The sequence below is a fragment of the Blastococcus sp. TF02A-26 genome (genome assembly GCF_003319125.1).
GTDB lineage: Bacteria > Actinomycetota > Actinomycetes > Mycobacteriales > Geodermatophilaceae > Trujillonella.
This window is the reverse complement of the sequence record NZ_QOHG01000003.1, coordinates 1-23,667: the sequence shown is the minus strand read 5'-3', so window position 1 is coordinate 23,667 and position 23,667 is coordinate 1. Positions and strand designations below refer to the sequence as shown.

The window sequence follows — 23,667 nt, the reverse complement described above, 5'->3', positions numbered from 1 at the left end:
TGACACGCCATGTCCGTTGCGGGCAACAGGCCTTTCAGAAAATGTTCGTCACAACACGGAGCGTGATCGGCTGGTCGGGGCGGTGTCGCGCCGCGTCACCTCGTCCGCCGGGACGACGAGGGTGAGCGCCGTCCTCCCGTCGTGCTCCACGGCGAGCCCGGCCCGCCGCAGGAGGGCGCGCAGCCGGACCACGTCGGCCGGCTCGGCCGTGGTGGTGACCAGCAGCCGTGCGACCCGGCCCTTGTGCGCCTTGTTGAAGTGGCTCACCACCGACCGGGAGCCGTCGGGGCGCTCGCTCAGGACGTCGACCGTGACGGCGCCCGGGACCGGCGCCAGCGCCTGGTAGGAGCCGCTGCGCAGGTCCACGACCAGCTCGCCGGCGTCGGCGAGGACGGGGGAGAGGACCGGCTTCCACAGCGCGCGCAGCGTGGGCAGCCCCGGCAGGACGGTGCCCGCCGAGAGCCGGTACGCCGGGATGGCGTCGGTGCCGCGGACCAGGCCGAACAGGGCCGAGCCCACGGCCAGCCGCCGGTCCGCGCGGGCGCGCTGGGCGCGGGTCAGCGACCGGACGTCGAGGGCGTCGTAGAGGACGCCGGTGTAGCGCTCCAGCGCGGGCATCGTCGGCGCGGTCCGCAGGGCGGCGTTGCGCTCGACCTCCGCGGCGGCCTGCTTCTGGGACAGCCCGAGCGCCTCCGCCGTGCGGGCGGGGTCCGCGGCCAGCTCGACCAGCGCGTCGACCAGCCGCTCGCGCACCGGGGTCAGCTCGGGGGTGGCCAGCGCGGTGAGGTCGAGCGGGACGCCGTCCCCACCGGGGTGCTTGGTCTCGGACGGGGGGAGCAGGACGAGCACGGGGAGCCAGCGTAGGGAGCGCTCACGTCCAGTAGAGGAGGCGGGCGTCCGGCAGACGGGCGTCGATCTCGCGCTGGAACCAGCCGCGCAGCTCGGCCATCGTCTGCTTCGGGTAGACGTGCTTGACCGAGCCGAACCTGCCCCGCTTGGTGGTGCGCTGCTCCTCGTCCATCTCCAGCCTCGTCCGCGGGTACCAGTCGAGGAGCGTCTCCTTCGAGCCCGGCGTGAAGCGGTGGGTGATGCACTCGACGGTCAGGTCGTGCCCGGCCGGGACGGCGGCGGCGATGCCGTCGAGCAGCTCGCCGTACTGCTCCTGCCACCCCTCGACCGGCATGATCGGCGCGATGGTGACGCCGACCGGGTAGCCGGCCGCGGCCACCGCCGAGAGCGCGCGCAGCCGGGCGGGGACCGTGGCCGTGGCGCCCTCGAAGCGGCGGTCGACCGACGCGGCGTTCACCGAGAAGCGCAGCCGGGTGCGGCCGCCGTGCGGGAGGTCCAGCAGGCCGGCGACGTCGTCGAACTTGGTGGTGGCGCGCAGCTGCACGGGACCGGGCCACTCGTGGGTGCCGACGTGCTCGACCGTCCGCGCCAGGCCGCCGGTCAGGTGCTCGAGGGCCAGCGGGTCGGTGTAGCAGGAGGCCTCGAACGTCGTCCCCTCGTGGCCGCGCCCGGCCGTGCCGGAGGTGACCGCGCCGTGCCCGACGTAGCCGTCCAGGTCGGCCAGCACCTCGTCGAGATCGGCCCACACGCGGGTGATCGGCGGGCCGGACAGCGAGCCGGCGAGGTAGCAGTACTGGCAGTGCGCCGGGCAGCCCTCGGCCAGGTCCAGCCGGAAGTCCGCCGACGGCGGGATGGGCTGCAGCTTCCGCTTCGACGGCGGGGGGACGACGAGGGCCATCGTGGCCTTGGCCGCCATGAACGCGGCGCGGTCGTCGTCGCCCCGTCCGCGCAGCGAGGGCAGCCGGTCGCCGGCGAGCAGCTCGATCGCGTCGACGCCGGCGGCCTCGAGGCGGGCGAGCACGCGCTGCCCGTGCGGGCGTTCGGCGGCGGAGCGGGTGACGAGGACCCGCTGGGGGGTCCACAGGCGGGAGGGGGCGGGCGGGGTGAGCACCGGCGTGGTCATCACCGGGTAGAACACCGGGGAGAGCCCCCGGCGGCCCGCGGCTCAGGTGAGGTCGACCACCACGGGCGCGTGGTCGCTGGCGCCCTTGCCCTTGCGCTCCTCGCGGTCGATCCGCGCGCCCGACACCCGTCGCTGCAGGGCGGGGGAGCCGAGCACGAAGTCGATCCGCATGCCCTCGCGGCGCGGGAAGCGCAGCTGCGTGTAGTCCCAGTACGTATTTGCTCTGCTTACTGACCTGCGCATAAGACTTGATCTCCCCGGTGACCTGCGACAACACCCATTGGTCAATCAGAGCCGCTTGGTGCCAACTGCAAGATCATATGCCCCCGATGTGCCCCGAGGCACCTTAGGTGGCGCCCGAAGGCGCATCGGCAGGCGACCACACCGGCCCGTACACGTTCGGCCTCCGCGGTCGCAGCCGTTGTCGTGCGAAACCCCCGACTCATCCCCGAGTTCGGGGACGCCTGCTCGCGTTCTGCTCGTCCAGCCACGCCAGACGGGCAGCCTCGGCCGTCAACTCGAGGGTCGGGGTGGTCCCGACCTCCCGTGACAGGGCCTTGAGGAAGTGCCTGTCGGGACTCTTGTCGGTGATCCAGTCCAGCGCTGCCCAGGCCCACAACATGGAGAGCACGACCGTCCAACTCCACGTCGCCTCGGCTCCTTGGACGTCCGCGCGGCTGCGGAGACTGATGGCCCCACTCGCCTCGTCCTCGTGGACGTAGGCGTCAACGATCGCGATGCTCGCGTGGGACATCCCGGAGAAGAGCCGGTAGATCGTGTACAGGACCTTGCCGGCCACGAAGTCGTCGAGCATGCGCTCGAAGCTCTTGGCCTGCGCCGCCAAGTCGCCCGCGCTCGGGGTCTGCTCCTGCAGCCGCTCGAGGATCTCGGGTGTCATGCCCACCCAACCTGCCTGCAGCATGGAGTTGCCGAGGTTGTATCGCTGCCGGGCGCCCGCCTGCAGGAAGCCCGGCAGAGCCTTCGGACCGCGGCTGACGAGCCACTGCGCGCGCAGTGCGCACTCGAACATGGAACGCGCCACGGGCGCGAGTTCGATGCCCTCGCCCTGGTTGAGAAGGGGACGTATACGGGCAGCCTGGGCGTAGACGTGACTGACCAGGCCCCAGACGGTCCAGCCGAACCGCGCGTCCTTGCCGGGGCGAAGCCGCAGGGCCACGTCTCCTGGTGCTCGATTCTCCCATCGGACGAAGAGCCGATCGATGCGGTCGAGGGACGCGGCGAGGTTGAGATCGAGCTCGTCGGACACAGGATCATCGTGCCGCCGCGTCGTGGGGGTCAGCGAAACGTGACCGACGCGAGGAGGCTAAGGAGCGGATTCACGCCGGCAGGTCTGTGAAGCCGCCCAGTCGTGCCCAGAGTCGTCGGGCTGCGACGACCCGCCCACCCCGTCGGAGTCACGTGACGGTCACGTGACGAGCCCGGCAGTGCAGATAGTCAGTGAAGGCTGTCATGCTGCCGTCTAGTGGTAGACGGTGGCAGCCGTACACCCTGGTCAGCGCGGGGACGGGAGGGAGACGGGGCATGGTCGACGCCAGCGTCTTCATGGCCACCCGCGAGAAGGCTGCAGCCCTCGCCGGCGTCGCTCCCAGCCGACTGGACTACTGGGCGAACACTGGCCTGCTTGAGCCCTCGGTGAACGATCGCCTGACCCCGGGGCGCGTCATTCGCCTCTACAGCTTCACCGAGCTGCTCGCCGTCCTGATCGTTGCCGAGATGCGTGGCCGCGGCGTCTCGCTGCAACACATCCGCACTGTGGTTGACCGCGTCCGAGCCCGCGGCGTCGAGAACCCACTGACCGAAGTCCGCTACGCCATCGTCGGCCGGAGCCTCTACCTGCAGGACGAGCAAGGCGAGTGGGAAGACGGCCACCATCCCGGCCAGGGGGTCATTCCCGAAGTGCTGGACCTGCGACCGCTGCAGGCGAAGATCAGCGACGCTTCTCGGCGACCGAAGTCCGCCTTCGGCCAGATCGAACGGCGCCGCGGCGCTCTCGGCTCACAGCCGGTGCTGTCCGGGACTCGGATCCCCGTCACCACGGTTCGCCGCTACCTCGACGCCGGCTACTCAGCGGCTGAGGTCATCGAAGAGTTCCCCCTCCTTGAGCTTGCGGACGTGGAGGCCGCGCGCGCCTTCGCGGTCTGATTTACACAGGTGCGCTTCTTCTGCGATCACAACGTCGCCAACTCCACGGTGAAGGCACTCCGCCGCATGGGACACGACGTCTGGACCGCCGCAGAGGCCCGCTTGGACGACGTGGTCGACGACGCGCTGACCGCGTACGCGCAAGATCGCGACGCCGTGGTCGTCACGCATGACCGCGAGTTCAGTCAACGCCGCCGCAGGAACGTAATCGGCCGACACCTCTGGGTCGAGTGCCGAGAGATGGACGCCGCCGACCTGCTGAAGAGGAGCCTTCACCACTTTATCGCTCTGCTCGAGCGTGAACAGGATCTTTGGGTCCGGCTGCACCACGACGGTGTTGAGTTCGGCCGTACATGGGATTGAGGACCCGCGCGGCGCCTCCCGGTCCGCCTTGCAAGATCGACCGAGGGGCGGTTTGGCGCGGTGGGCTGTGACTGAAATTGGCGGTAGAGCAGTACCTTCGTCGTTGGTCGCTGTCGGGCGACGCTGGCCGCTCTCGCCATTCTGCGGATCGTGTGCGGACTGGGGCGGACTCGGGCGGACTCGGGGACGCGGTCGCTGCTGAGCCGAACGCGCTCCGAGACGCGGCACCTGCCCCATCCCCGCGGCAGTCTCTCCGACCGCGCCAGCCGCCGGAAGGGCGCTGGCGCGTCCCCCGGGATGGGCCTTCGGCCCACCCTTCCCCCGGCACGGCGCGGTCGGAGGAGGGCGGGTTATGGGAAGCGGGGGGACCTTCGGTGGCCCACCCCTCCGACTTGGCCAGACCCCTCCTCGGGCGGCGCATCCGCGCGGACGTCGAGGTCACGTCAAGGGCCCCCTGCCTCCGGCCGCGAGACGCGGTCGTACCAGCTCCTCGAAGCTGCCGAGCTTCCCCCGTCGCAGACGACGCTCTCCCAGATGAGTCAGTCGGAAGAAGATCAGTCGTCGTAGACGGGTCAAGGATCTTGTGCCCGGTTGGCCGGTGGCGCGCTTGTAGAGTCCAGATCCGTGCACGCCAGTGGAACGTCCAAGTGATCGCGGGAGCCTACGAAGGGAACTTGGTGCGGCGGCGCGTTGCTGCGTCAGGCGCGAGCATCTACGACGACCCCGAGCTCGTCGGGTCACCGCTCTACTACACCGCGGAGGACCTCGAGGCTGTACTGCGGGAACATCTGGTTGGCGTTTCCGATCTCGGCGGACTGCCGGTGCGCACCCGAAGCAAGGTGGCCAAGACTCTGGTTTGCTACGCGCTCGGCTATGCGCCGCCAGCGTCCTTCACCAAGACCCAACCTCGCCTTCGGCATCCCAACCTTGACGTGTACGTCCAGGAGTCCAGCAACCTGCAGGTATGGAACCAAGAGGTGGACGCTGCTCGCCGATATGTCATCATCATTCTCAGGCGCGGCCTCGTCGCCGACGTCCGCGTAATCGCTGGTGCAGACCTTGCCCAGTACGACACGACCGGCACGCTCACCCGGAAGTATCAGGCGTCGCGAATCGTGGACTCGGACGGCGCGGTGCTGGTCTCCGAGCGAGATACTGACGGTCTGATCGCCGCGTACGACCCAGGCCCCTGGGTGCCGCTCGCCACGTCGCCTGTCGAGCTTCCGGACCGTGGCCGTGTACTTGAGATCGCCGGCGTCTTCGCGTTCCTTGCGCCGATGGTGGGGCAGATCTACGACGATCCCGGTGTCACACAGGAGCGGAACCGAGGAAGCGTGGTCCACCGCGAAGCATGCGAGCGGCTTGGGCTCTCCCACTTCGCTGATCACGGCCAGTTTCCCGATGTGCTGTCCCAGCTCGTGGAGGTGAAGCTTCAACTGGCTCGCACAATCGACCTCGGACTGGAACTCCCGAACTCAGACGCCCCATTGGCCTCGGTGAACGGGACCGTCGCGGTAAGCGACTGTCGCTACGCCATTTTTTACGGCGACCGAGAAGGATCAACCTTCACCATCACGGCGCTGGTGGTCGTTACCGGCGAGGACTTCTTTACGGAGTTTCGGCAGTTCGGCGGCCGGGTTTCCAACTCAAAACTCCAGCTTCGCCTACCGTCCGCCTGGTTCTCTTAGCTTAGAAGAGCGTGCCTTCGCTGGGCGGCGGAGCAGACCCTTCACCCGCAGCAAACGCCGCCTCGACGAGTGTGTCGACTGTCCTGAGAAGCCCCGGCTCCGGATCTGCGCAGCGCACGAGTTCCCGAGCCGCCGCCACAAGATCCCGGGTGGCATCTGAATCAGGGAATGGCAAAGGAAGTCGAGCGACGTACTGAGTCATCCAACGGCGGCGACCAGCGTAAAGTTTGTTGCCACACACTTCGTCGTAGTACCGCTGACCTAACGACGAGTTGGCGACGGCGAGCATAAGCAAGGCCAACTCTTGAGAACCGATGTCCGTAACCGAGATCCAATAACAGTCGCCGTTGACAATCGCCCCTGACTCGTCCAGTGCGAACTGCGCTGCGACGCTAATATCAGGAAAGACAATCTTGGGCGCGGCCCAGTCGGCCGGACGCTGCGGAACCCAAATCTCGTACCACTGGCGACCGCCCTCGATGACGTACTTCCGACCCTTCAGTCGCTCAGCGTGGGACTCGAGATAGCTCATAGCCCCGGGGTACTCGCGCATGTCAACGAGAGTGCGCTTCGGCTTGCGCAGGTCGTACGGGTAAAGAACTTTCATTGACTTCATCTCGCCGACCCGCCATGCCGCGACATCGTCGTGTGTGATCAGTGGCAGCAAAAGTTCGGCCTCAGGCTGAGGACTGCGACTCTCCCAGTTCTTGCCGATAAACACGGCGTCCGCGGTCGTCTTGATTCCTACCCGGATCTTGGCGATGTCACCGAACGTCTTCCAAGTCGCCGACTCAATGGAGCTGAGCCAGGTGTCGCCGGACGCGTGAGCCAGTCGCCATGGATCAGTCGGCGTGGACGAGTGTGCAAGGCGCCCGACCTTGACCGCGATTGCCCGCCCATCGTGGGATACCGTGGAGTCCGTCTCTGCGACCAGTGCGCTGAACAATGATAGCCCTGCGTGAGGGACAGCTTCTGACTTTTCATAAGCCGACGAAAATGGGCAATCAAGCCCGCCTGTGTCCCGCTCGTTGGCCGCTATTACGATGGCGGGCAGTACGGCAGCGTCGAAAAGACGAGTATCCCCGAGATCGAAGACCTCGACGGGAGTTAAGTCGGTCTGCAGAATCCGTCGGACGTTCACGCCTGCTTTAGTCGTCATGAAGCGGTTGGAACAGAGCAGACCGAGAATCCCACCCGGACGCAGAATCTTCGGCATGATTGCCACGAAGGGGTGGGTCAAATCAACGCGGCCTTGCAGCCCAAACTCCGAAGCAAGTTTCTGGGCGAACTCCTGCCCTAACTGTTGGGTGCGAACGTAGGGAGGATTCGTGATTACGGCGTCGACGGCGTGGGCGCCCAGGTTGCGCGACGCGGTGAGGAAGTCGGCCTGCTCAATCTGTACCGGCACGCCCGCTGCAGCAGCACGCTCACGCGCTATCGTCACCGCGATTGGATCTAGGTCGTATCCGACAAGCTCCAGTTCCGCGTCAAGTTCTAGTGCGACGGCAGCGCGATGTGCCGCTAGAAGGAGCTCGCCATCGCCGCACGCCGGATCCAAAATGGTAAGCCGATCGGACGCTCCGAGCCGCGAAAGGGTGCGAGTCGCGAGGAAGTCTGCGAGGTCCAGAGGTGTGTAGTGCTTACCGTGACGCTTACGGTCCGCAGCCGGCTCCATCAGCGTCATGGGTGCCTCCTGGACTCGAATGTCGGTCGTTGCCCGACTCTAGTCGTTCACTCCGACAGTCGAGACGGGCCGCGCCGACGATCGCGGTGTCCGGAAGTAGCTCCGGCGAGAGCCCCTCGCCGCAACGAGTGGGCCGGGCCTTGATGATTGTGATCATGTCGATGGTTATAGGGCTTTTTAGTCCCGTGTGGCCGTGGGAATCGCATCTGGGTGTGACGGGTCGGCCGACTCTCACGGGTCAGCGCCAGTGTCACGATCTGGGGCGTCGCTGCGGTCGTAGGGACGGGGACTCGGACGTCAGCCCGACGCCGGAGCCGCGGCCGGGAGCACTCACGCCCGTGCGCACGGACGTGCGCGCCAGCCAGTCACCATGCGGGCGGCGGGGCTGGCGGCCCCTGCCGAAGCGCGATTGCGGCCAACGCCGCCAAGGCGTCGCGGGCGGGGGTGGCGATCAGCCGGGAAACCGTGGGATCGGAGGCGATCCGGGACATACCTACTTCGGCGCGGCGTGCAGCTGTGCCACATCGGCCCGGTAGCCCTCGGCGACCCCCGGTGGGACGGCCAGGTCAAGCAGGATCACCCTCGGTCGTAGTGGGCCAACGGCCGCCGCCAGGGTTCAATCGCCTGGCAGGAGCAGGCGTCGAGACCCACGGTCTCCGCAGCTCCCAGCAGAGGTACCGCCCTGGCCGTCGGCGCAGGCTGGACCCGCGGGGCGACCGGCACCCCCTGCGGTAGGAGTGCCGGTGTCCGGCCGCCCGGCGGCCGTGCCACCGGGTCGCAGGAATCTGCTGTCTGACGAGAACCGGGGCATCACAAGCTGGTCCTCAGCGGCATAAGCACCGAACAGAACCAGCCTGCAGTGCACTTAGCAATTGCCATTAACAATCAACTGAATGACGACTGCAACGACTCCCTGACCGCGAAGTGCACCTCCTCCGTGCCGTCCCATCCTTCACCAAAGGGCGGCACGCATGCTACCAATGGAGGTAGCTCGGGCCCCGCTTTGCGGGGCCCTTCGGCATTCCTAGGGGTGACACGTTGACGATTGTTGAGCGGCGTTGACAAATGCGCGGCGGAACGAAGGTTTACACCGGGGCGCCGGCCGCTGCCCGCCACTACGTGGAGGCCGGCCGCGGCCGGGCCGATGACTACTACCTGGCCGAGGGGACCGGGATCGCCCGCCGACACGCCGCTGGTGCCGGTCGGGTCCATGAGCTGGCTCCGCTGTCCGGTGATGGATACGAGGCATGGGTGGCCGGGGTCGACCCGGACACCGGTGACCCGCGGGGGCGGCTGCGCACCGACGACCGGGCGGTGCGGTTCGTCGAGGTGGTCGTGAACGGCCCGAAATCCTGGTCGCTGGCGGCCGCGCTGCACCCGGACATCGCCGCCGCCTACGACGCGGCGCAGGACCGCGCGGCGGAGCAGATCATCGCCTGGCTGTCGGAACACGCGACGACCCGCGTGGGCCCGCGCGGCGCTCAGGAGCAGGTGCCGGTGGAGGTGCTGGAGGCGGTGACGGTGCGGCATCACACCTCCCGGGCCGGGGATCCGCACCGGCATCTGCACCTGCAGATCTTGTCTCGGGTGTTCGCGGCCGGGAAATGGCGCGGTCTGCACACCGTCGGCATTCGCGACTTCTTGGGCGCTATCAACGGGCTCGGGCACGCGGCGATCGCCTGCGATCCGGAATTGAACGCCGCGTTCGCTGCCAACGGCTACACCCGCGGCGCTACTGGAGAACTACTGGAGCTCGCTGCTTTTGTCGGTCCGATGAGTGCGCGGGCGGGACAGATTGCGGCGAACATCGCCATCTACGAACGGGAATGGGCCCTGGCGCATCCCGGCGAATCTGCCGGGCCGGTGCTGCGGCGGGCGTGGGAGGCGCGGGCCTGGGCCGACGGCCGCCCGGACAAGGTGCGTCCTCGTCCAGGCGAGGTACTGGAGGAGCGTTGGCGGGCGGAGCTGGCGGAGATGGGCTTCCGCGCCCCCGCCGGGCCCGTCGCCCTGACGCCAACCCCGGCGGGGGCGCTGGATCGTGACGGTGCCGTCGGGCGCGTGCTGAGCCGGCTCGCGTCGGCGCGGTCGGCGTGGAACGCCGCCGACGTCCGGGGTGAGGTGGAGCAGCTGCTCGCCACCGACGGGATCGTGGCCGAGGCGGCGGTGCGGCTGGAGTTGGCCGAGGACCTCACCGCTCGCGCCGTCGGCCGGTGCGTGCCGCTGCTCGAGCGCGAGGGCGTCCCGGAGCACATTCGGGCCTGGACCTCCCCAGCTGTGCTCGAGGTCGAGGCCGACCTGAACGCCCGGTTCACCGCGCGCGCCTGCCCCCCGTCGAGCGAGGCACCAGCGCCGGAACTGACGAAGGTCCAGGCCGAGCTGCGGCTGGATGACGGCCAGGCCGCCGCCGTCGCGCTGCTGACCGGCGGCCGGCAGCTGATCGTGCTGGAGGGCGCGGCCGGAGCCGGAAAGACCACCACCCTGGCCGCCACCAGATACCTGCTGGAGCGGCAAGACCGGCGGGTCGCGGTGGTGACCCCGACGCTGAAGGCGGCGAAGATCGCCGGCGTCCAGCTGGGCGCGTCCAGTGGGTCGGCCGCGGCGCTGGCCCACCTCCACGGGTGGCGCTGGAGCGCGTCCGGCGGCTGGACCCGGCTGGCCGAGGGGCAGGTCGACCCGACCACCGGCTGGGCGTACACGGCGCCGACGGTCGCCCTGCTGCGGCCGGGAGATCTGCTGGTCATCGACGAGGCCGGGATGCTCGACCAGGACACCGCCCGCGCCCTGCTGGTGATCGCCGATGAGTGCCAGGTCCGCGTGGCGCTGCTCGGGGACCGGCATCAGCTGTCGGCGGTCGGCCGGGGCGGCGTCCTGGAGCTCGCCGCCGCCGCGGCCGCACAGCTCGACCCCGGGTCCTGTGTGCAACTGGAGTCGGTGCACCGGTTCAGCCGCACGGACGCCGCCGGTGTGACGGTCCGGGACGACGAGTACGCCGCGCTGACCCTGGCGATGCGGCGCGGCGACGACCCGGGCGCGGTGTTCGACGCCCTCCTGGCCCGGGGCCGCATCCAGCTACACCCCGACTCCGAGGCCCTGCAGACCGCGCTCGCCGAGGTCGCCGCCGATCAGCGGACTGCTGACGTCGCGCTGGTGGCCGACACCCGCGACCAGGTTGCTGAGCTCAACGCAGCGGTCCGGGCGCGGCTGGTCGCCGCCGGCCGGGTCGACGACACCGAGGTGGTGACCACCCGGGCCGGGCAGCGGATTGGCGTCGGCGACCGGATCGCCACCCGCCTCAACGACCGCGACCTCGGCGTCGCTAACCGTGACACCTGGACCGTGACCGCGACCGAGGGGCGCGGCGGACTGCTCGTCACCCCGAGCGCCACCAGGGGTGACAGCTCCGGCGGGGACGTCACCCCGGCCGGCGACCCGGTCCGGGAGCTGTCCGCTGAGTACGTCACCGACCACGTCGAGCTGGCCTACGCCAGCACTGTGTACGGGGTCCAGGGCGAGACCGTCGCCGCGGCGCACCTGGTCGTTGGCCAGCACACCGGCGCCGCCGCGGCCTACGTCGGCATGACCCGCGGCCGCACCGCCAACACCGCCCACCTCATCGCCGCCGACGTCGACGACGCGCGGGAGCAATGGATTGCCGCCCTCAGTCGCAGCCGCGCCGACCTCGGCCCCGCCCACGCCGCTGGCCTCGCCGCCCGGGAAGTCGACCGCTACGGACGGACCCAGCCGCTCGACCGGCCCACCCGGAGACCTGCCCCGGCAGCCAGCGTTCGTCGCCCCGACGTCGAGCGCCGCGGGTGGTCGATGACCCCGCGGCGTCCTTCCCCGGGCATCGGGCGATGACGGCGAGTCCGGCCCGCGGTCCGACCCGAGGGCCGCGACTGGAGGATTTCTGCACGATCTGGCTGTCGGCTGTCACCAACAGCTTCGATTCGGCGCCTCTTAACGGTGACGGAGCACCATCCGACCAGACCGGAGACAGTCATGACCGACCACCCCGCCAGCCGCGAGCCCGAACTGTTGACCATCACCGAGGCCGCCGACCTCCTCCGCGCCCCGGTCGCCACCCTCCGATACTGGCGTCACCTGGGCACCGGCCCACGCAGCTTCCGCCTCGGCCGCCGCGTCCTGTACCGCTATGACGACGTGCAGGCATGGGTCGAGGAACAGTCGGGCCGCGGCGCCACCGGATAGCCCTTCGCTGCCCCTCCACCTCGTAGCGCCGCTTCGGCATGCTCCGTGAGGAGCCGTTCCGTCTCAGTACCAGCCCGGACGCGAGTTGCGAGGCGGCTCGCGCCGACGACGCCGAGGAGAAGCTCATGGCCAGCGTTGAGAAGTGTGGCCGCGACGGCCGGACGACCTACCAGGCGCGCTGGCGGGACGAGCAGGGCAAGCAACGCAAGAAATCGTTCACGAAGAAGGCAGACGCCGACCGGCATGCCGCGACCGTCGAGGCGGACAAGGCCCGAGGTACGTACATCGAGCCCTCGAAGGTCACCGTCGCCGAGTACGCCCGGACGTGGGCCGAGGCCCGCCCGCATAGGCCGACCACGGCGCGGCGGACCGAGATGATGATCCGGCTGCACATCGAGGAGACGCGGCTCGGCCCTCGCAAGCTGGCGGACGTGCGCCCGTCCGAGGTCCAGGCGTGGGCGACCGATCGATCGCGCGTGCTGGCTCCGACCACTCTGCGGCAGGCAGTCGGCCTGCTCCGCAGCGTGTACGGGGCTGCCGTGCTCGACAGACTCGTAGCCTCCTCGCCCGTCGTCCGCATCCGCCTCCCCCGGCACGAGCGGGAGCGGATCGTGCCTCTGTCGGTCGACCAGGTCGCGGCGCTCGCCGAGGCCATGCCGGAGCGCTACCGGGCCATGGTGCTCACCCAAGCGGGCCTCGGCCTCCGGATCGGCGAGCTGCTGGCGCTCCGAGTCCAGGACGTCGACTTCCTTCGCCGCACCGTGCGGATCGAGTGGCAATTCACCCAGGGATCGAAGGGCCGGCGGAGCGAACCGAAGACCCCCCGGTCGAGGCGGACCATCCCGCTCCCTCGGGTGGTCGCCGACGCGCTGGCTGCTCACCTGGCGGCACATCCGGCCGCGGAGGACGGGACGATCTTCACCACGCAGCAGCGAGCGCCGCTCGGGCACGTCTACTACGGCCACAACCTGATGAGCCGGGCGGTGACCGGAGTGGGGCTGCCGCCGGGAACGCGAAGCCATGACCTACGGCACCACTACGCGAGCGTCCTGCTGGCGGCCGGCGAGTCGGTGGTAGCTATCGCGGAGCGACTGGGGCACGAGGACGCCTCGTTGGTGCTGAGCACCTACGGCCACCTCATGCCGGATTCGGACGACCGCACACGGACGGCGATCGACGCGGCTTGGGCCACAGTCGGCGAATCCTGTGCCCCAGATGTGCCCCGAGCCGACGACCGCTCCGTCAGTCGGCAAGCTCCACGATGACAGGGGCGTGGTCGCTGGCGCCCTTGCCCTTGCGTTCCTGCCGATCTATCAGCGCGTTTGTCGCCCGCCGGGCGAGCGCGGGGGAGGCGAGCACGAAGTCGATCCGCATGCCCTCGCGGCGCGGGAAGCGCAGCTGCGTGTAGTCCCAGTACGTGTAGACGCCCGGACCCGGCGTGTACGGGCGGACGACGTCGGCGTACCCGGCCTCGACGACGCCGCGGAACGCCTCGCGCTCGGGCGGGGAGACGTGGGTGGAGTGCGAGAAGACCGACATGTCCCACACGTCGTCGTCCTGCGGCGCGATGTTCCAGTCGCCGACGAGTGCGATCTGCGCCTCGGCGTCCTCGGTCAGCCAGCCGCCGGCCGCCACCCGCAGCGCCTCGAGCCAGGCGAGCTTGTAGTCCAGGTGCGGATCGCCGAGCTGGCGGCCGTTGGGCACGTACAGGCTCCACACCCGCACCCCGCCGCAGGTCGCGCCCAGGGCGCGCGCCTCCGGCGCCGGGTCCACGCCCTCCTTGGCCGACCACGACGGCATGCCGGGGAAGCCCACCTGTACGTCGGTGAGGCCGACGCGGGACAGCAGCGCGACGCCGTTCCACTGCGAGTGGCCCACGTGCGCGGTCTCGTAGCCGAGCTCGCGGAAGCGCTCCTCGGGGAACTGGTCGTCGCGGCACTTGGTCTCCTGCAGGGCCAGGACGTCGACGTCCGAGCGCTGCAGGAAGGCCACCACCCGGTCGACTCGGGAGCGGATCGAGTTCACGTTCCAGGTGACCAGGCGCACGCCTGCCGAGCTTACGGATGCACCCGATGGGGGTAACCGGCCCTCGTCGTCCGCCGACCGGCGCCCGGCGACCGGCACAGATGGGACCATGGCGGGATGGACAGCTGGCGCGTGGGAGTGCGTGCGTGACCGACGCCGACGACGCGACCCGGCGGATCAGCCCCGTGCGGGACGGCCTGCCCCCCGTCCCCGGGGCTCCGGCGCGGCGTCCGCGCGGGTTCGGGGTGACCCTCGCCTGGACCGTGGCGAACACCGTCGTCCCCGGGACCGGCTTCCTCGCGGCCGGCCGGCGGCGCACCGGACTGGCCGTCCTGGCCGTCTTCCTGCTCGTGGTCGGCGGGGCGATCTGGCTCGTCACCGCCGGCCGGGACACCGCGATCGACATCGCGCTGGACCCCGTCCAGCTGCGCTGGCTGCTGGCCGCCGTCATCGCCGTCGCACTGCTCTGGGCCGCGGCCGTGGTCCTCGGCTACCGGGCGCTGCTGCCGCGGCCGGCCTCCGGGCGGCGGCACGCCATCGGCGCGGTCCTCGTGGCCGCGCTCGTGGCCGGGATCGGCTACCCCGCCTACCTCGTGGGGCAGGTCGCCGTCGCCCAGTCCGAGCTCATCGACGACGTCTTCGCCGAGGACCGGGAGTCCGCCACCGTCGTCGACGTGCCCGACCCGTTCGGCGACAAGGAGCGGGTCAACGTCCTGCTGCTGGGCGGGGACGGCGGAGAGGGCCGGGACGGCGTCCGCACCGACACCGTCATCGTCGCCAGCATCGACACCGACACCGGTGACACGACGCTGCTCAGCCTGCCGCGCAACCTGGAGAACCTGCCCTTCCCCGAGGACAGCCCGCTGGCGGAGGTGTACCCCAACGGCTTCGTCGGCGAGACCGAGAGCGAGGGACTGCTCAACGCGGTCTACCGCAACGGCCCGGCGGCCCATCCCGACATCCTCGGGCCCACCGACGACCCCGGCGCGGACTTCCTCAAACTCGGTGTCGGCGAGGCGCTCGGCCTCACCATCGACTACTACGTGCTGGTCAACCTGGACGGCTTCGCGCGGCTGGTCGACGCGCTCGGCGGCGTCACGCTGAACGTCAACTACTACGTGCCGATCAACGGCGACCCGGGCACCGGCGAGCTCCCCGACGACTACATCGAGCCCGGTCCCGACCAGCGCATGGACGGCTACCGGGCGCTGGCCTACGCCCGCGGCCGCTTCAACCTCACCGACTACGACCGGATGGCGCGCCAGCGCTGCACGATCAACGCGATCATCGACGCCGCCGACCCGTTGACCCTCCTGCAGAGCTACCAGGAGCTGGCGTCGGCCACCCGCGACATCGTCAGCACCGACATCCCGCGCTCGGCCCTCGACGACTTCGTCGAGCTCGGCGACCTGGTCAAGTCGGCCCAGGTGACCAGCGTCGTGTTCGACGACTCGGTGATCACCCCGGCCTATCCCGACTACGACGCGATGCGGCTGATCGTCTACAGCGCCCTGATGGGGCCGCCTGCGCCGTCCGACCCGTCGACGCCGTCGGCGCCGGAGAGCACCGAGCCGCCGCCGGCCGCCGGGGAGGCGCCGTCGCCGACGCCGGTGAACGACATCGCCGATGCCTGCGACTACGACCCGGAGCAGGCCGCGGCCGCCCGCGCGGCGGGCGAGCCGCCGAGCAAGGCGAGCTAGCCGGCGGGCAGCTCGTCGCCGTGGTGCTGGGCGAGCTGGATCAGGTTGCCGCAGGTGTCGTCGAGGACGGCGGTGGTGACCGGGCCCATCCGCAGCGGCTCCTGGGTGAAGACGACGCCCAGCCCCTTCAGTCGCTCCACCTCGGCCTGCACGTCGGCCACGGCGAAGGCGGTGAACGGGATGCCGTCGGCGACCAGCGCCTCCTTGAAGGGCCGCACCGCCGGATGGGCGTCGGGCTCGAGGACGAGCTCCACGCCGTCGGGCTGCTCCGGCGACACCACGGTGAGCCAGCGGTGCTCGCCCAGCGGCACCTCGGTCTTCTTCCGGAAGCCGAGCACGTCGGTGTAGAAGCGCAGGGCCTTCTCCTGGTCGTCGACCAGGACGCTGGTCAGGGTGATCCGCACGGGGGAGCCTCCTCGGGACGGGCCGGTGGCGGGGGCCACCGTTCGGTGATGGTGCGCAGCGGCGTGGTGTCCAGGTCGTGGAACTTGTAGCGGCCCTCGCGCCGGCTGTGGACCAGGCCCGCGGCCTCCAGGACCTCCAGGTGCTGGGAGACGGCCTGCCGCGACGAGCCCACCCCGTGCCGGGTCACCAACCGGGTGCACAGCTCGAACAGCGTCTGGCCGCTCCGCTCCTGCAGCTCGTCGAGGATCGCGCGCCGGGTCGGGTCGGCGAGGGCCTTGAACACGTCGCCCACGCCGGAACGATACGCAAGCAACGACTTGCCTGACAAGGGTGGCACGCTCTCGACGCAGGTCCGTCCCACGGGCCGCGGGAGGAGGAGACGTGGCGCTCGCCGCAGACCCGCGCCGGCAGCGGCTGGTCGCCCTGCTGGTCCTGGGGATCGCCGTGGTGCTGCTGGCCTCCTCCCCCACCTGGTTCGCCAGTGACCGGGGCGTCATCGGCGTCGCCCAGCTCGCCGTCGGCGTCCTGCTCGCCGGGGTCGGCGCCCTCCTGCTGCGGCGGTCCTCGGCCCGCTGAGGCGGACTGGCGACGGGGCGTGACCGGGACCACACTCCAGCCAGAGAGTGCCGGTCGAGGACGGAGGGGCCCGTGAAGCTGGACAAGCAGAAGCTCGTCGAGACGTTGCGCACCGAGGGTGACAACGACACCGCCGACAAGGTGGCGGCGCAGCTGCCGGACGAGATCGACACCGACGCCGACGCCGGTGCCCTGGAGGCGGCCGGGCTGGACCGCACCCAGCTGATGGCCAAGCTCGCCGGCGGGGCGTTCGGGACGACGCTCACGCCCTGAGCCGCAGCCGCCACGACGCCGAGAGGCCCAGGACCGAAGGGTCCTGGGCCTCTCGTGCTGCTGCGGTCGGCGGGGCTCAGCCGGCGTAGGGGCGCTCGCGGGCGAGCTCCTCCTTGGCGACGCCACGGATGTGCACGGCGTCGGGCCCGTCGACGATCCGCAGCGTGCGGGCGCTGGCGTAGAAGCGGGCGAGGACGGTGTCGTTGCTGACGCCGGCGCCGCCGTGCACCTGGATGGCCCGGTCGATCACGTCGAGGGCGACCTTGGGGGCGGCGACCTTGATCGCGGAGATCTCGGTCTTGGCGCCCTTGGCCCCGTACTTGTCGATCAGGTCGGCGGTCTTCAGCACGTAGAGCCGGGCCTGGTCGATCTCGATCCGGGACAGTGCGATCGCCTCGCGGACGGTGCCCTGGTCGGCCAGCGGCCGGCCGAAGGCGACGCGGTTCTTCGTCCGCTCGACCATGAGCGCCAGCGCGCGCTCGGCCATGCCGATGGCCCGCATGCAGTGGTGGATGCGCCCCGGGCCGAGCCGCGCCTGGGCGATCATGAAGCCGTCACCCTCGCCGGCCAGGATGTTGGTGACCGGCACGCGGACGTCGGTGAACCGCAGCTCGGAGTGGCCGTGCTGGTCCTGGTACCCGAAGACCGGGAGGTGCCGGATGATCTCCAGGCCCGGGGTGTCGCGGGGGACCAGGACCATCGACTGCTGCCGGTGCGGCGCGCCCTCGGGGTCGGTCTTGCCCATGACGATGAAGATCTGGCAGCGCTCGTCGGCGGCACCGCTGGTCCACCACTTGCGGCCGTTGATCACGTACTCGTCGCCGTCGCGGACGATCGACGTCTGGATGTTGCGGGCGTCGGAGGAGGCGACGTCGGGCTCGGTCATGGCGAAGCCGGACCGGATCTCGCCCTCCAGCAGCGGCTCCAGCCACCGGGACTTCTGCTCGGGCGTGCCGAACAGCATCAGCGTCTCCATGTTGCCCGTGTCGGGCGCGCCCACGTTCATCGCCTCGGGGGCGATGACCGGCGACCAGCCGGTGATCTCGGCGACGGAGGCGTACTCGAGGTTGCTCAGGCCACCGAGCTCGTGGTGGAACAGGTTCCACAGCCCGCGCCTGCGGGCCTCGGCCTTGAGCTCCTCGAGGACGGGCGGGTGCTCGTGGTTGTCGTACCCGCGCTCGGCGCGCCAGGCGTCGTACACGGGCTCGGCGGGGAACACGTGCTCGCGCATGAAGTCCCAGGCGCGGGCACAGACGTCCTCGGCCTTGGCGGAGAGGGCGAAGTCCATGAGCGGACGGTAGAGGGACCGGTGACGACCGGCACACCGGGGGTGGCACCGGACCGGATGCGCCCCGGACGCGACGGAGCCGGGTCCCTCCGTGGAGGGACCCGGCTCCGTCTCGGCCCCCGTGCAGGGGCCACCGCGAGCTAGCGAGCGGTGGGGGGCACGGGGGTCCTTTCAGACGCGGGTGCCGCGGTGGTCGACCGCGTTCCGCACCGGGCCGAGCGCGATGACCAGGCCGACGATGGCGGTGGCGATGTGCAGCACGTTGTCGGCGGCGTTCAGGTTCAGGAAGTCCCAGTCCTCGCCGACGGCGATGAGGCCGTAGACGAAGGCGGCGCCGTAGCCGACCGCGAGCAGCCAGCCGTAGGTGCGGGCACCGGCCAGCGTGCGGGACAGGGCGATGCCGACCGCGCCGATCAGGATGTGCACGACGTTGTGCATCGGGTTGATCATGAAGAACAGCAGCATGTCGTCTTCGTGCGCCGGCGGCGTGGCGTTCTCGTTGCCGAAGAAGTCGCCGAAGCCGGTGATGAAGAAGCCGACGATGCCGACCAGCAGGTAGATCACGCCGAAGGCGAGCGCGAGCATCTGCGGCCAGGTCATGCCGGGGCGCGCGGCCCCGGTGTCACGCGAGGAAGCCATGGATCCTCCAGGGAGAAGTGACTCGCCGGGTCTTGACGAGTGCTCGGTGGTTGCGGTACCCGCCGCCGACCTCCCGTAACTGCCGTCACCCTCTCGGGGGACGACCGTTACCGAGACGTCACCGGCGCGGACCGCGCCTCTCCCGTCGTTCGCAGTGCAGGCTCCGAGCGGTTCAGCCGGCCAGCGTGGAGCGCCGGCGGCGGACGACGAAGGGGCCGATGGCCAGCAGGTCGACCGGTGCCGAACCGAAGCACTCCAGCGCGTCGCGGGGGTCGTCCACCATCGGGCGCCCGGCGGTGTTGAGGCTGGTGTTCACCACGACCGGCAGGCCGGTGCGCCGCTCGAAGCACTCGAGCATGCGGGCCACCAGCGGCTCCTCGGCGCGGTCGACGGTCTGGATCCGTGCGGTGCCGTCGACGTGCGTGACGGTCGGGATGCGGTCCTTCCAGTCCTGCGCCACGTCGTGCACGAAGAGCATGTAGCGGGACGGGATCGGTCCGCGGCTGAAGATCTCGGCCGCCCGCTCGGCGAGCACCATCGGCGCCACGGGACGGAACTGCTCGCGGCCCTTGACGTCGTTCATCCGCTCGAGGTTGGCCTCGTAGCCCGGGTGGGCCAGCAGCGAGCGGTGGCCCAGGGCCCGGGGGCCGAACTCGCTGCGCCCCTGGAACCAGGCCACGATGCCGTTGTTCGCCAGCACCTCGGCGACGGCGTCGGCGACGTCGCGGGGCCGCTCGTACTCGATGGCCGCGGTGTCGAGCCACTTCTGGATCTCGTCGTCGGACCAGCCGCGGCCGAGGTCGGCGCCGGGCATCGGCTCGGTCGTCTCGCCCAGGCCGCGGGCGACGTGCAGCGCGCTGCCCAGCGCGGTGCCGGAGTCGCCGGCGGCCGGCTGGACCCACACCTGCTCGAACGGGGTCTCGGCGAAGATCCGGGTGTTGGCCACGCAGTTGAGCGCGACGCCTCCGGCGAGGGTGAGCGTGCGGTCGCCGGTGCGCTCGTGCAGCCAGCGGGCCAGGTCGAGCAGGACCTCCTCCACGCGCTGCTGCACGCTCGCGGCGAGGTCGGCGTGGTCGGGCGTCCAGTCGTCGCCCTTGCCGAGCCGGGGGGCGTACTCGGAGAAGTCGATCTTCGGCGTGCGGAAGCCGCCGTCGTCGGTGGCGACGATCAGCTCCGACAGCTCGCCGAGGAAGCGCGGCTTGCCGTAGGAGGCCATCGCCATGACCTTGAACTCGTCGCTGCTGCGCAGGAAGCCGAGGTGGTCGGTGAGGTCCTCGTAGAGCAGGCCGATGGAGTGGGGGAGGGCCTGCCCGGCCAGGATCTCGAGCTGCCCGTCGGTGTAGCGGCCGGCCAGGTGGCTGTGCGCCTCGCCGCGGCCGTCCAGCACGAGCACGGAGTTGTCCGCGGTGGGCGCGCCCAGTCCGGCCGAGGCGGCGTGCGCCACGTGGTGCTTGACGAAGCGGACCTTCGCCGGGTCCAGGCCGGGTAGCGCGTGGGCGAGGAACTCCGGCGCCATCTCGGCGTACATCTTCCGCATGGTGTCGCCCGGGTCGTTCAGTCCCGACTCCTCCGGCGTCCCCATGAGGGCGGGGTCGAAGGAGTAGGCGACGGCGTCCAGGTCCTCGGGCCGCAGACCGGCCTCGGCCAGGCACCAGGCCGCCGACAGCTCGGGCAGCTCCCACGCGCTCCACGGCAGCGGCCGCTTGCCGTGCTTGCGCCGGCTGAACCGCTCCTCCTCCGCGGCGGCCACGATCCGGCCGTCGACGACGAGGGCCGCCGCCGGGTCGTGGTAGATCGCGTTGATGCCGAGGACCTTCACGCATGCACTCCTTGAGATGGGGCTCTGCCCGTTGCTGAGGCACTCCGCCGTGCCGTGATCATGCGGTGGACGACCGGTTTCCGCAGGTCGAGCGACCGCGGCGCCGCCGGTGGGGTCAGGCGGGGCTGCGCGGACGGAGCAGGTCGTGCTCGACGACGGCGGCGAGGCCCAGCGTCTTGTAGCCGACCTCCTCGAAGAGGACGACGACCCGGTCGTCCTCCACCCGCATGACGATCCCCGGTCCCCACTCGCTGTGCTCCACCGGCGACTGCGGCGGGAACGGGTCGTCGCCCGTCGCGACGGCGGTGCGCTCGGAGGCGAGCCCGGCCGAGCAGTTGTCGCAGTTGCCGCACGGCTCCTCCAGCTGCTCGCCGAAGTAGCCGAGGAGGAACTGCCGCCGGCAGTCGGTGGTCTCGGCGTAGCCGCGCATCATCTCCACCCGGCTTTGGTCGACCTTCTCGTAGTGCTCGGCCAGCTCCCGGGCGGCGGCCGCGGCGTCGGCGGGGGAGGGGGCGCCGTCGGCGGGGTGCGCCGCGCCCTCCTCGTCGAGCACCACCGCGGACACCTGCTCCAGCAGGTTCAGGTCCCGGGCGAGCGGGGTCGCGCCGCGGCCGGTCTCCTCGCGCAGCTGCTTGATCTCCACGCCGTCCTCCACCCCGGCCGCCGGGGCGGCCGCGACCAGGCCGGCCACCTGCTGCAGCTCCTCCTCCGCCGGCGCGCCGGCGGCGAAGAAGCGGCGCAGGCCCAGGTCCTCCTGGCGGTAGACGAGGACGGCGAGGGCGGGCTCCCCGTCGCGGCCGGCGCGGCCGATCTCCTGGTAGTAGCTGTCGATCGAGTCCGCGGGCTCGGCGTGCACGACGAAGCGGGTGTCGGGCTTGTCGATCCCCATGCCGAAGGCGGTCGTGGCGACGACGACGTCGAGTTCGTCGTCCATGAACGCCCGCTGGGTGTCCTCCCGTTCGCTCTTCTTCAGCCCCGCGTGGTACGCCCGGGCCCGCAGGCCCCGCTCGACGAGGTCGGCGGCGACCTCCTCGGTGCCCTTGCGGGTGGCGCTGTAGACGATGCCCGGCACGTGTCCCTCGCCCACCTCGGCGAGCACCCGGTCCAGCACCGCCTGCTGCTTGCCGTGCGCGTCGGCGTGCTGCTCCACCTCGAGCCGGATCTCCGGGCGGTCGAAACCGGCGACGACGACGGCGGGGTCGCGCATGCCCAACTGCTCGACGATCTCCGCTCGGACCGGGGGAGCCGCGGTGGCGGTCAGGGCCAGCACGGTCGGGTGGCCGAGCTGCTCGACCACCGTGCCCAGTCGCAGGTAGTCGGGGCGGAAGTCGTGGCCCCAGGCGGAGACGCAGTGCGCCTCGTCGACGACGAAGAGCGCCGGGCGCGCCGCGGCGACGGCCTCGACGACCTCTGGCTTGGCGAGCTGCTCGGGAGCGAGGAAGAGGTAGCGGACCGTTCCGTCCGCCAGGCCGTCGAGCGCCGCGCGCTGGTCGGCGGCCGAGAGGGTGGAGTTCAGCTGCGCCGGTCGGCCGGTCAGGCCCTCGAGCTCGACCAGCCGCTCCACCTGGTCGCGCTGCAGCGCGATGAGCGGCGAGACGACGATCACCGGACCGTCGAGCAGCTGGCCGGCGACCTGGTAGACCGCCGTCTTCCCGGCGCCGGAGGGCAGCACGCCGAGGGTGTCCCGGCCGGCGAGGACGGTCTGCATCGCCTCCTCCTGGCCCGGCCGGAAGTCCTCGAAGCCGAGGACGTCGCGGGCGACCTCGCGGAGCCGGCGGGTGCGGACGGAGGCCGAGGCCCCCGCGGGGTTCTTCTCGGTGGAGCGTGGAGGCACCGACGGCCTCTCCCCGGAGGATCTCCCCGGCAAACCGGAGAGCGGGCCGACCGGTGGTGATCACGGGTGACGGCGGTGTGCGCATGGGCTCACGATCGCCCTGAGGGCCGACTCCACCCGATCGCCCATCCACAGCGGCCGACCTCGTCCACAGGCTCATTCTTGCTGGTCAGGCGACGGCGAGGGGTCTATCATCGAACACGTGTACGAGAGGCTGGGCGCCGAGGACCCGAGCGTGGCGACGGCCGTCGAGACCGCCCTGTGCGACCGCCTGGGGTCCCCGGACGGCCGCATCGAGGTGCGCCGTCCCCGTGGTCTGTGGATCGTCGAGGCGATCCACGGGCAGGGCGGGAGCGGACTCCTCGTCGATGCCAGGACCGTGCACGCGGGAGCCTCCGACGACGGGGCTCCCGGGGGGTCGATCGAGGCGCCGGTGGAGGCGCGAGCCCAGTTGCTGGACGAGGGTGCCCGGCTGCTGGACGCGGTGGCGGAGTTCGAGCGGGGGCTGGCGCAGTTGGCCGGGGCGCGGGCACGGGCGCTGGCCGGATTCGCGCGGTGCCGGCCGGCGTCGTGGGACCGGCAGCCGGGGGAGCAGGGGGCGGCCTCGGCCGCCTCGCGGGCGGCGCGGGCGGCGGCGCTCACCGCGGTGAGCGAGTGGGCTGCCGACGAGGTCGCCGCGCGGCTGCGGCTGTCGGGGTCTTCCGCGTCTGGGTTGCTGGCGGAGTCGGTGGAGCTGGTCGAGCAGCTGCCGGGAACGCTGGCCGCGCTCGAGGCCGGGGACATCTCCTGGGCGCAGGCGCGGGCACTGACCGAACTGCTGCGGCCGGTCGCCGCCGACAAGAAGGCGGCGGTGGAGGCGCGGGTGCTGCCGCGGGCGGGCCGGCAGACGGTGGCGCAGCTGAGGGAGTGCACACGACGGGCGATCGCCCGGATCGACGCCGACGCCGCGCTGCGCCGGCTGGAGACGGCCATCCGTGGGCGGAAGGTGACCCGCCAGGCCGGTGAGGACGGCATGGCGGTGCTCACCGC

Annotated in this window: 22 protein-coding genes; 10 read left to right on the top strand and 12 right to left on the bottom strand. The window is 70.9% G+C overall.

The window, feature by feature from the left end:
- Positions 1-48: 48 nt before the first annotated feature.
- The 4 genes from yaaA to DQ240_RS03860 form a co-directional block, all read right to left on the bottom strand.
- Positions 49-849, bottom strand: coding sequence for a peroxide stress protein YaaA (gene yaaA, locus DQ240_RS03875; RefSeq protein ID WP_113838340.1), 801 nt, complete (start codon positions 847-849; stop codon positions 49-51).
- Between the two features lie 22 nt (positions 850-871).
- Positions 872-1,987, bottom strand: coding sequence for a radical SAM protein (locus DQ240_RS03870; RefSeq protein ID WP_233498474.1), 1,116 nt, complete (start codon positions 1,985-1,987; stop codon positions 872-874).
- Between the two features lie 27 nt (positions 1,988-2,014).
- Positions 2,015-2,260 (bottom strand): endonuclease/exonuclease/phosphatase family protein, encoded by a 246-nt coding sequence (locus DQ240_RS03865; RefSeq protein WP_369831995.1) that lies wholly within the window; start codon positions 2,258-2,260, stop codon positions 2,015-2,017.
- Between the two features lie 154 nt (positions 2,261-2,414).
- The gene (locus tag DQ240_RS03860; RefSeq protein WP_113838339.1) at positions 2,415-3,239 is read right to left on the bottom strand and encodes a DUF5677 domain-containing protein; all 825 of its coding nucleotides are present in this window, start codon (positions 3,237-3,239) and stop codon (positions 2,415-2,417) included.
- Positions 3,240-3,514: 275 nt separating this feature from the next.
- On the opposite strand from DQ240_RS03860, the gene DQ240_RS03855 reads away from it, so the two are divergent.
- The 3 genes from DQ240_RS03855 (at position 3,515) to DQ240_RS03845 (ending at position 6,186) form a co-directional block, all read left to right on the top strand.
- Positions 3,515-4,135: a DUF433 domain-containing protein gene (locus tag DQ240_RS03855; protein ID WP_158548510.1), complete on the top strand. Its 621-nt coding sequence runs from the start codon at positions 3,515-3,517 to the stop codon at positions 4,133-4,135.
- Between the two features lie 9 nt (positions 4,136-4,144).
- On the top strand, positions 4,145-4,498 hold the full coding sequence (locus DQ240_RS03850) for a DUF5615 family PIN-like protein (RefSeq protein WP_113838337.1): 354 nt from the start codon (positions 4,145-4,147) through the stop codon (positions 4,496-4,498).
- Positions 4,499-5,145: 647 nt separating this feature from the next.
- Positions 5,146-6,186 (top strand): hypothetical protein, encoded by a 1,041-nt coding sequence (locus DQ240_RS03845; protein ID WP_113838336.1) that lies wholly within the window; start codon positions 5,146-5,148, stop codon positions 6,184-6,186.
- Position 6,187: 1 nt separating this feature from the next.
- On the opposite strand, the gene DQ240_RS03840 is transcribed toward DQ240_RS03845, so the two are convergent.
- Positions 6,188-7,870: an N-6 DNA methylase gene (locus DQ240_RS03840; protein WP_113838335.1), complete on the bottom strand. Its 1,683-nt coding sequence runs from the start codon at positions 7,868-7,870 to the stop codon at positions 6,188-6,190.
- 1,065 nt (positions 7,871-8,935) lie between these two features.
- Between DQ240_RS03840 and mobF the strand changes: the two genes are divergently transcribed.
- The 3 genes from mobF (at position 8,936) to DQ240_RS03825 (ending at position 13,344) form a co-directional block, all read left to right on the top strand.
- A complete protein-coding gene (gene mobF / locus DQ240_RS03835) occupies positions 8,936-11,728 on the top strand; it encodes a MobF family relaxase (RefSeq protein WP_113838334.1) in 2,793 nt (930 codons plus the stop codon).
- 141 nt (positions 11,729-11,869) lie between these two features.
- A complete protein-coding gene (locus tag DQ240_RS03830; RefSeq protein ID WP_113838333.1) occupies positions 11,870-12,079 on the top strand; it encodes an AlpA family transcriptional regulator in 210 nt (69 codons plus the stop codon).
- Positions 12,080-12,204: 125 nt separating this feature from the next.
- Positions 12,205-13,344, top strand: coding sequence for a site-specific integrase (locus tag DQ240_RS03825; protein ID WP_113838551.1), 1,140 nt, complete (start codon positions 12,205-12,207; stop codon positions 13,342-13,344).
- Here DQ240_RS03825 and DQ240_RS03820 read toward each other — a convergent pair.
- Positions 13,322-14,125, bottom strand: a complete 804-nt coding sequence (locus tag DQ240_RS03820; protein ID WP_113838332.1) for an exodeoxyribonuclease III — start codon at positions 14,123-14,125, stop codon at positions 13,322-13,324. The genes DQ240_RS03825 and DQ240_RS03820 overlap by 23 nt on opposite strands.
- 125 nt (positions 14,126-14,250) lie before the next feature.
- Here DQ240_RS03820 and DQ240_RS03815 point away from each other — a divergent pair, with 125 nt between their 5' ends.
- Positions 14,251-15,804 (top strand): LCP family protein, encoded by a 1,554-nt coding sequence (locus DQ240_RS03815; RefSeq protein ID WP_233498472.1) that lies wholly within the window; start codon positions 14,251-14,253, stop codon positions 15,802-15,804.
- On the opposite strand, the gene DQ240_RS03810 is transcribed toward DQ240_RS03815, so the two are convergent.
- On the bottom strand, positions 15,801-16,208 hold the full coding sequence (locus tag DQ240_RS03810) for a VOC family protein (RefSeq protein ID WP_113838330.1): 408 nt from the start codon (positions 16,206-16,208) through the stop codon (positions 15,801-15,803). The two genes, DQ240_RS03815 and DQ240_RS03810, sit on opposite strands and share 4 nt — an antisense overlap.
- On the bottom strand, positions 16,193-16,501 hold the full coding sequence (locus DQ240_RS03805; protein ID WP_113838329.1) for a helix-turn-helix transcriptional regulator: 309 nt from the start codon (positions 16,499-16,501) through the stop codon (positions 16,193-16,195). Before DQ240_RS03805 ends, DQ240_RS03810 begins: the two co-directional genes overlap by 16 nt.
- A gap of 89 nt (positions 16,502-16,590) precedes the next feature.
- Between DQ240_RS03805 and DQ240_RS03800 the strand changes: the two genes are divergently transcribed.
- Positions 16,591-16,785 carry a hypothetical protein gene (locus tag DQ240_RS03800; RefSeq protein WP_113838328.1) on the top strand — a complete coding sequence of 65 codons (195 nt, stop codon included), beginning with the start codon at positions 16,591-16,593 and terminating at the stop codon, positions 16,783-16,785.
- A 72-nt stretch (positions 16,786-16,857) separates the two neighbouring features.
- Positions 16,858-17,058, top strand: coding sequence for a hypothetical protein (locus DQ240_RS03795; protein ID WP_113838327.1), 201 nt, complete (start codon positions 16,858-16,860; stop codon positions 17,056-17,058).
- A 76-nt stretch (positions 17,059-17,134) separates the two neighbouring features.
- On the opposite strand, the gene DQ240_RS03790 is transcribed toward DQ240_RS03795, so the two are convergent.
- The 4 genes from DQ240_RS03790 to DQ240_RS03775 all read right to left on the bottom strand — a co-directional run bounded on the left by DQ240_RS03790 (position 17,135) and on the right by DQ240_RS03775 (position 22,638).
- Complete coding sequence (locus tag DQ240_RS03790; RefSeq protein WP_113838326.1) at positions 17,135-18,346, bottom strand: acyl-CoA dehydrogenase family protein; 1,212 nt, start codon at positions 18,344-18,346, stop codon at positions 17,135-17,137.
- 171 nt (positions 18,347-18,517) lie between these two features.
- Positions 18,518-18,985, bottom strand: coding sequence for a DUF4383 domain-containing protein (locus DQ240_RS03785; RefSeq protein WP_113838325.1), 468 nt, complete (start codon positions 18,983-18,985; stop codon positions 18,518-18,520).
- A 172-nt stretch (positions 18,986-19,157) separates the two neighbouring features.
- Positions 19,158-20,804, bottom strand: coding sequence for a carbamoyltransferase C-terminal domain-containing protein (locus DQ240_RS03780; RefSeq protein ID WP_113838324.1), 1,647 nt, complete (start codon positions 20,802-20,804; stop codon positions 19,158-19,160).
- 115 nt (positions 20,805-20,919) lie between these two features.
- Positions 20,920-22,638 (bottom strand): ATP-dependent DNA helicase RecQ, encoded by a 1,719-nt coding sequence (locus tag DQ240_RS03775; protein ID WP_113838323.1) that lies wholly within the window; start codon positions 22,636-22,638, stop codon positions 20,920-20,922.
- Between the two features lie 202 nt (positions 22,639-22,840).
- Between DQ240_RS03775 and DQ240_RS03770 the strand changes: the two genes are divergently transcribed.
- Positions 22,841-23,667, top strand: an 827-nt coding sequence (locus tag DQ240_RS03770) for a DUF222 domain-containing protein (RefSeq protein WP_113838322.1), incomplete at its 3' end; no start/stop codon positions are given.

Excerpts from the sequence above, each read along its gene's own strand:
- DQ240_RS03855 (WP_158548510.1), top strand. The coding sequence starts at position 3,515 with ATGGTCGACGCCAGCGTCTTCATGGCCACCCGCGAGAAGGCTGCAGCC.
- DQ240_RS03840 (WP_113838335.1), bottom strand. The coding sequence starts at position 7,870 with ATGACGCTGATGGAGCCGGCTGCGGACCGTAAGCGTCACGGTAAGCAC.
- mobF (WP_113838334.1), top strand. The coding sequence starts at position 8,936 with ATGCGCGGCGGAACGAAGGTTTACACCGGGGCGCCGGCCGCTGCCCGC.
- DQ240_RS03830 (WP_113838333.1), top strand. The coding sequence starts at position 11,870 with ATGACCGACCACCCCGCCAGCCGCGAGCCCGAACTGTTGACCATCACC.
- DQ240_RS03825 (WP_113838551.1), top strand. The coding sequence starts at position 12,205 with ATGGCCAGCGTTGAGAAGTGTGGCCGCGACGGCCGGACGACCTACCAG.
- DQ240_RS03790 (WP_113838326.1), bottom strand. The coding sequence starts at position 18,346 with ATGGACTTCGCCCTCTCCGCCAAGGCCGAGGACGTCTGTGCCCGCGCC.
- DQ240_RS03785 (WP_113838325.1), bottom strand. The coding sequence starts at position 18,985 with ATGGCTTCCTCGCGTGACACCGGGGCCGCGCGCCCCGGCATGACCTGG.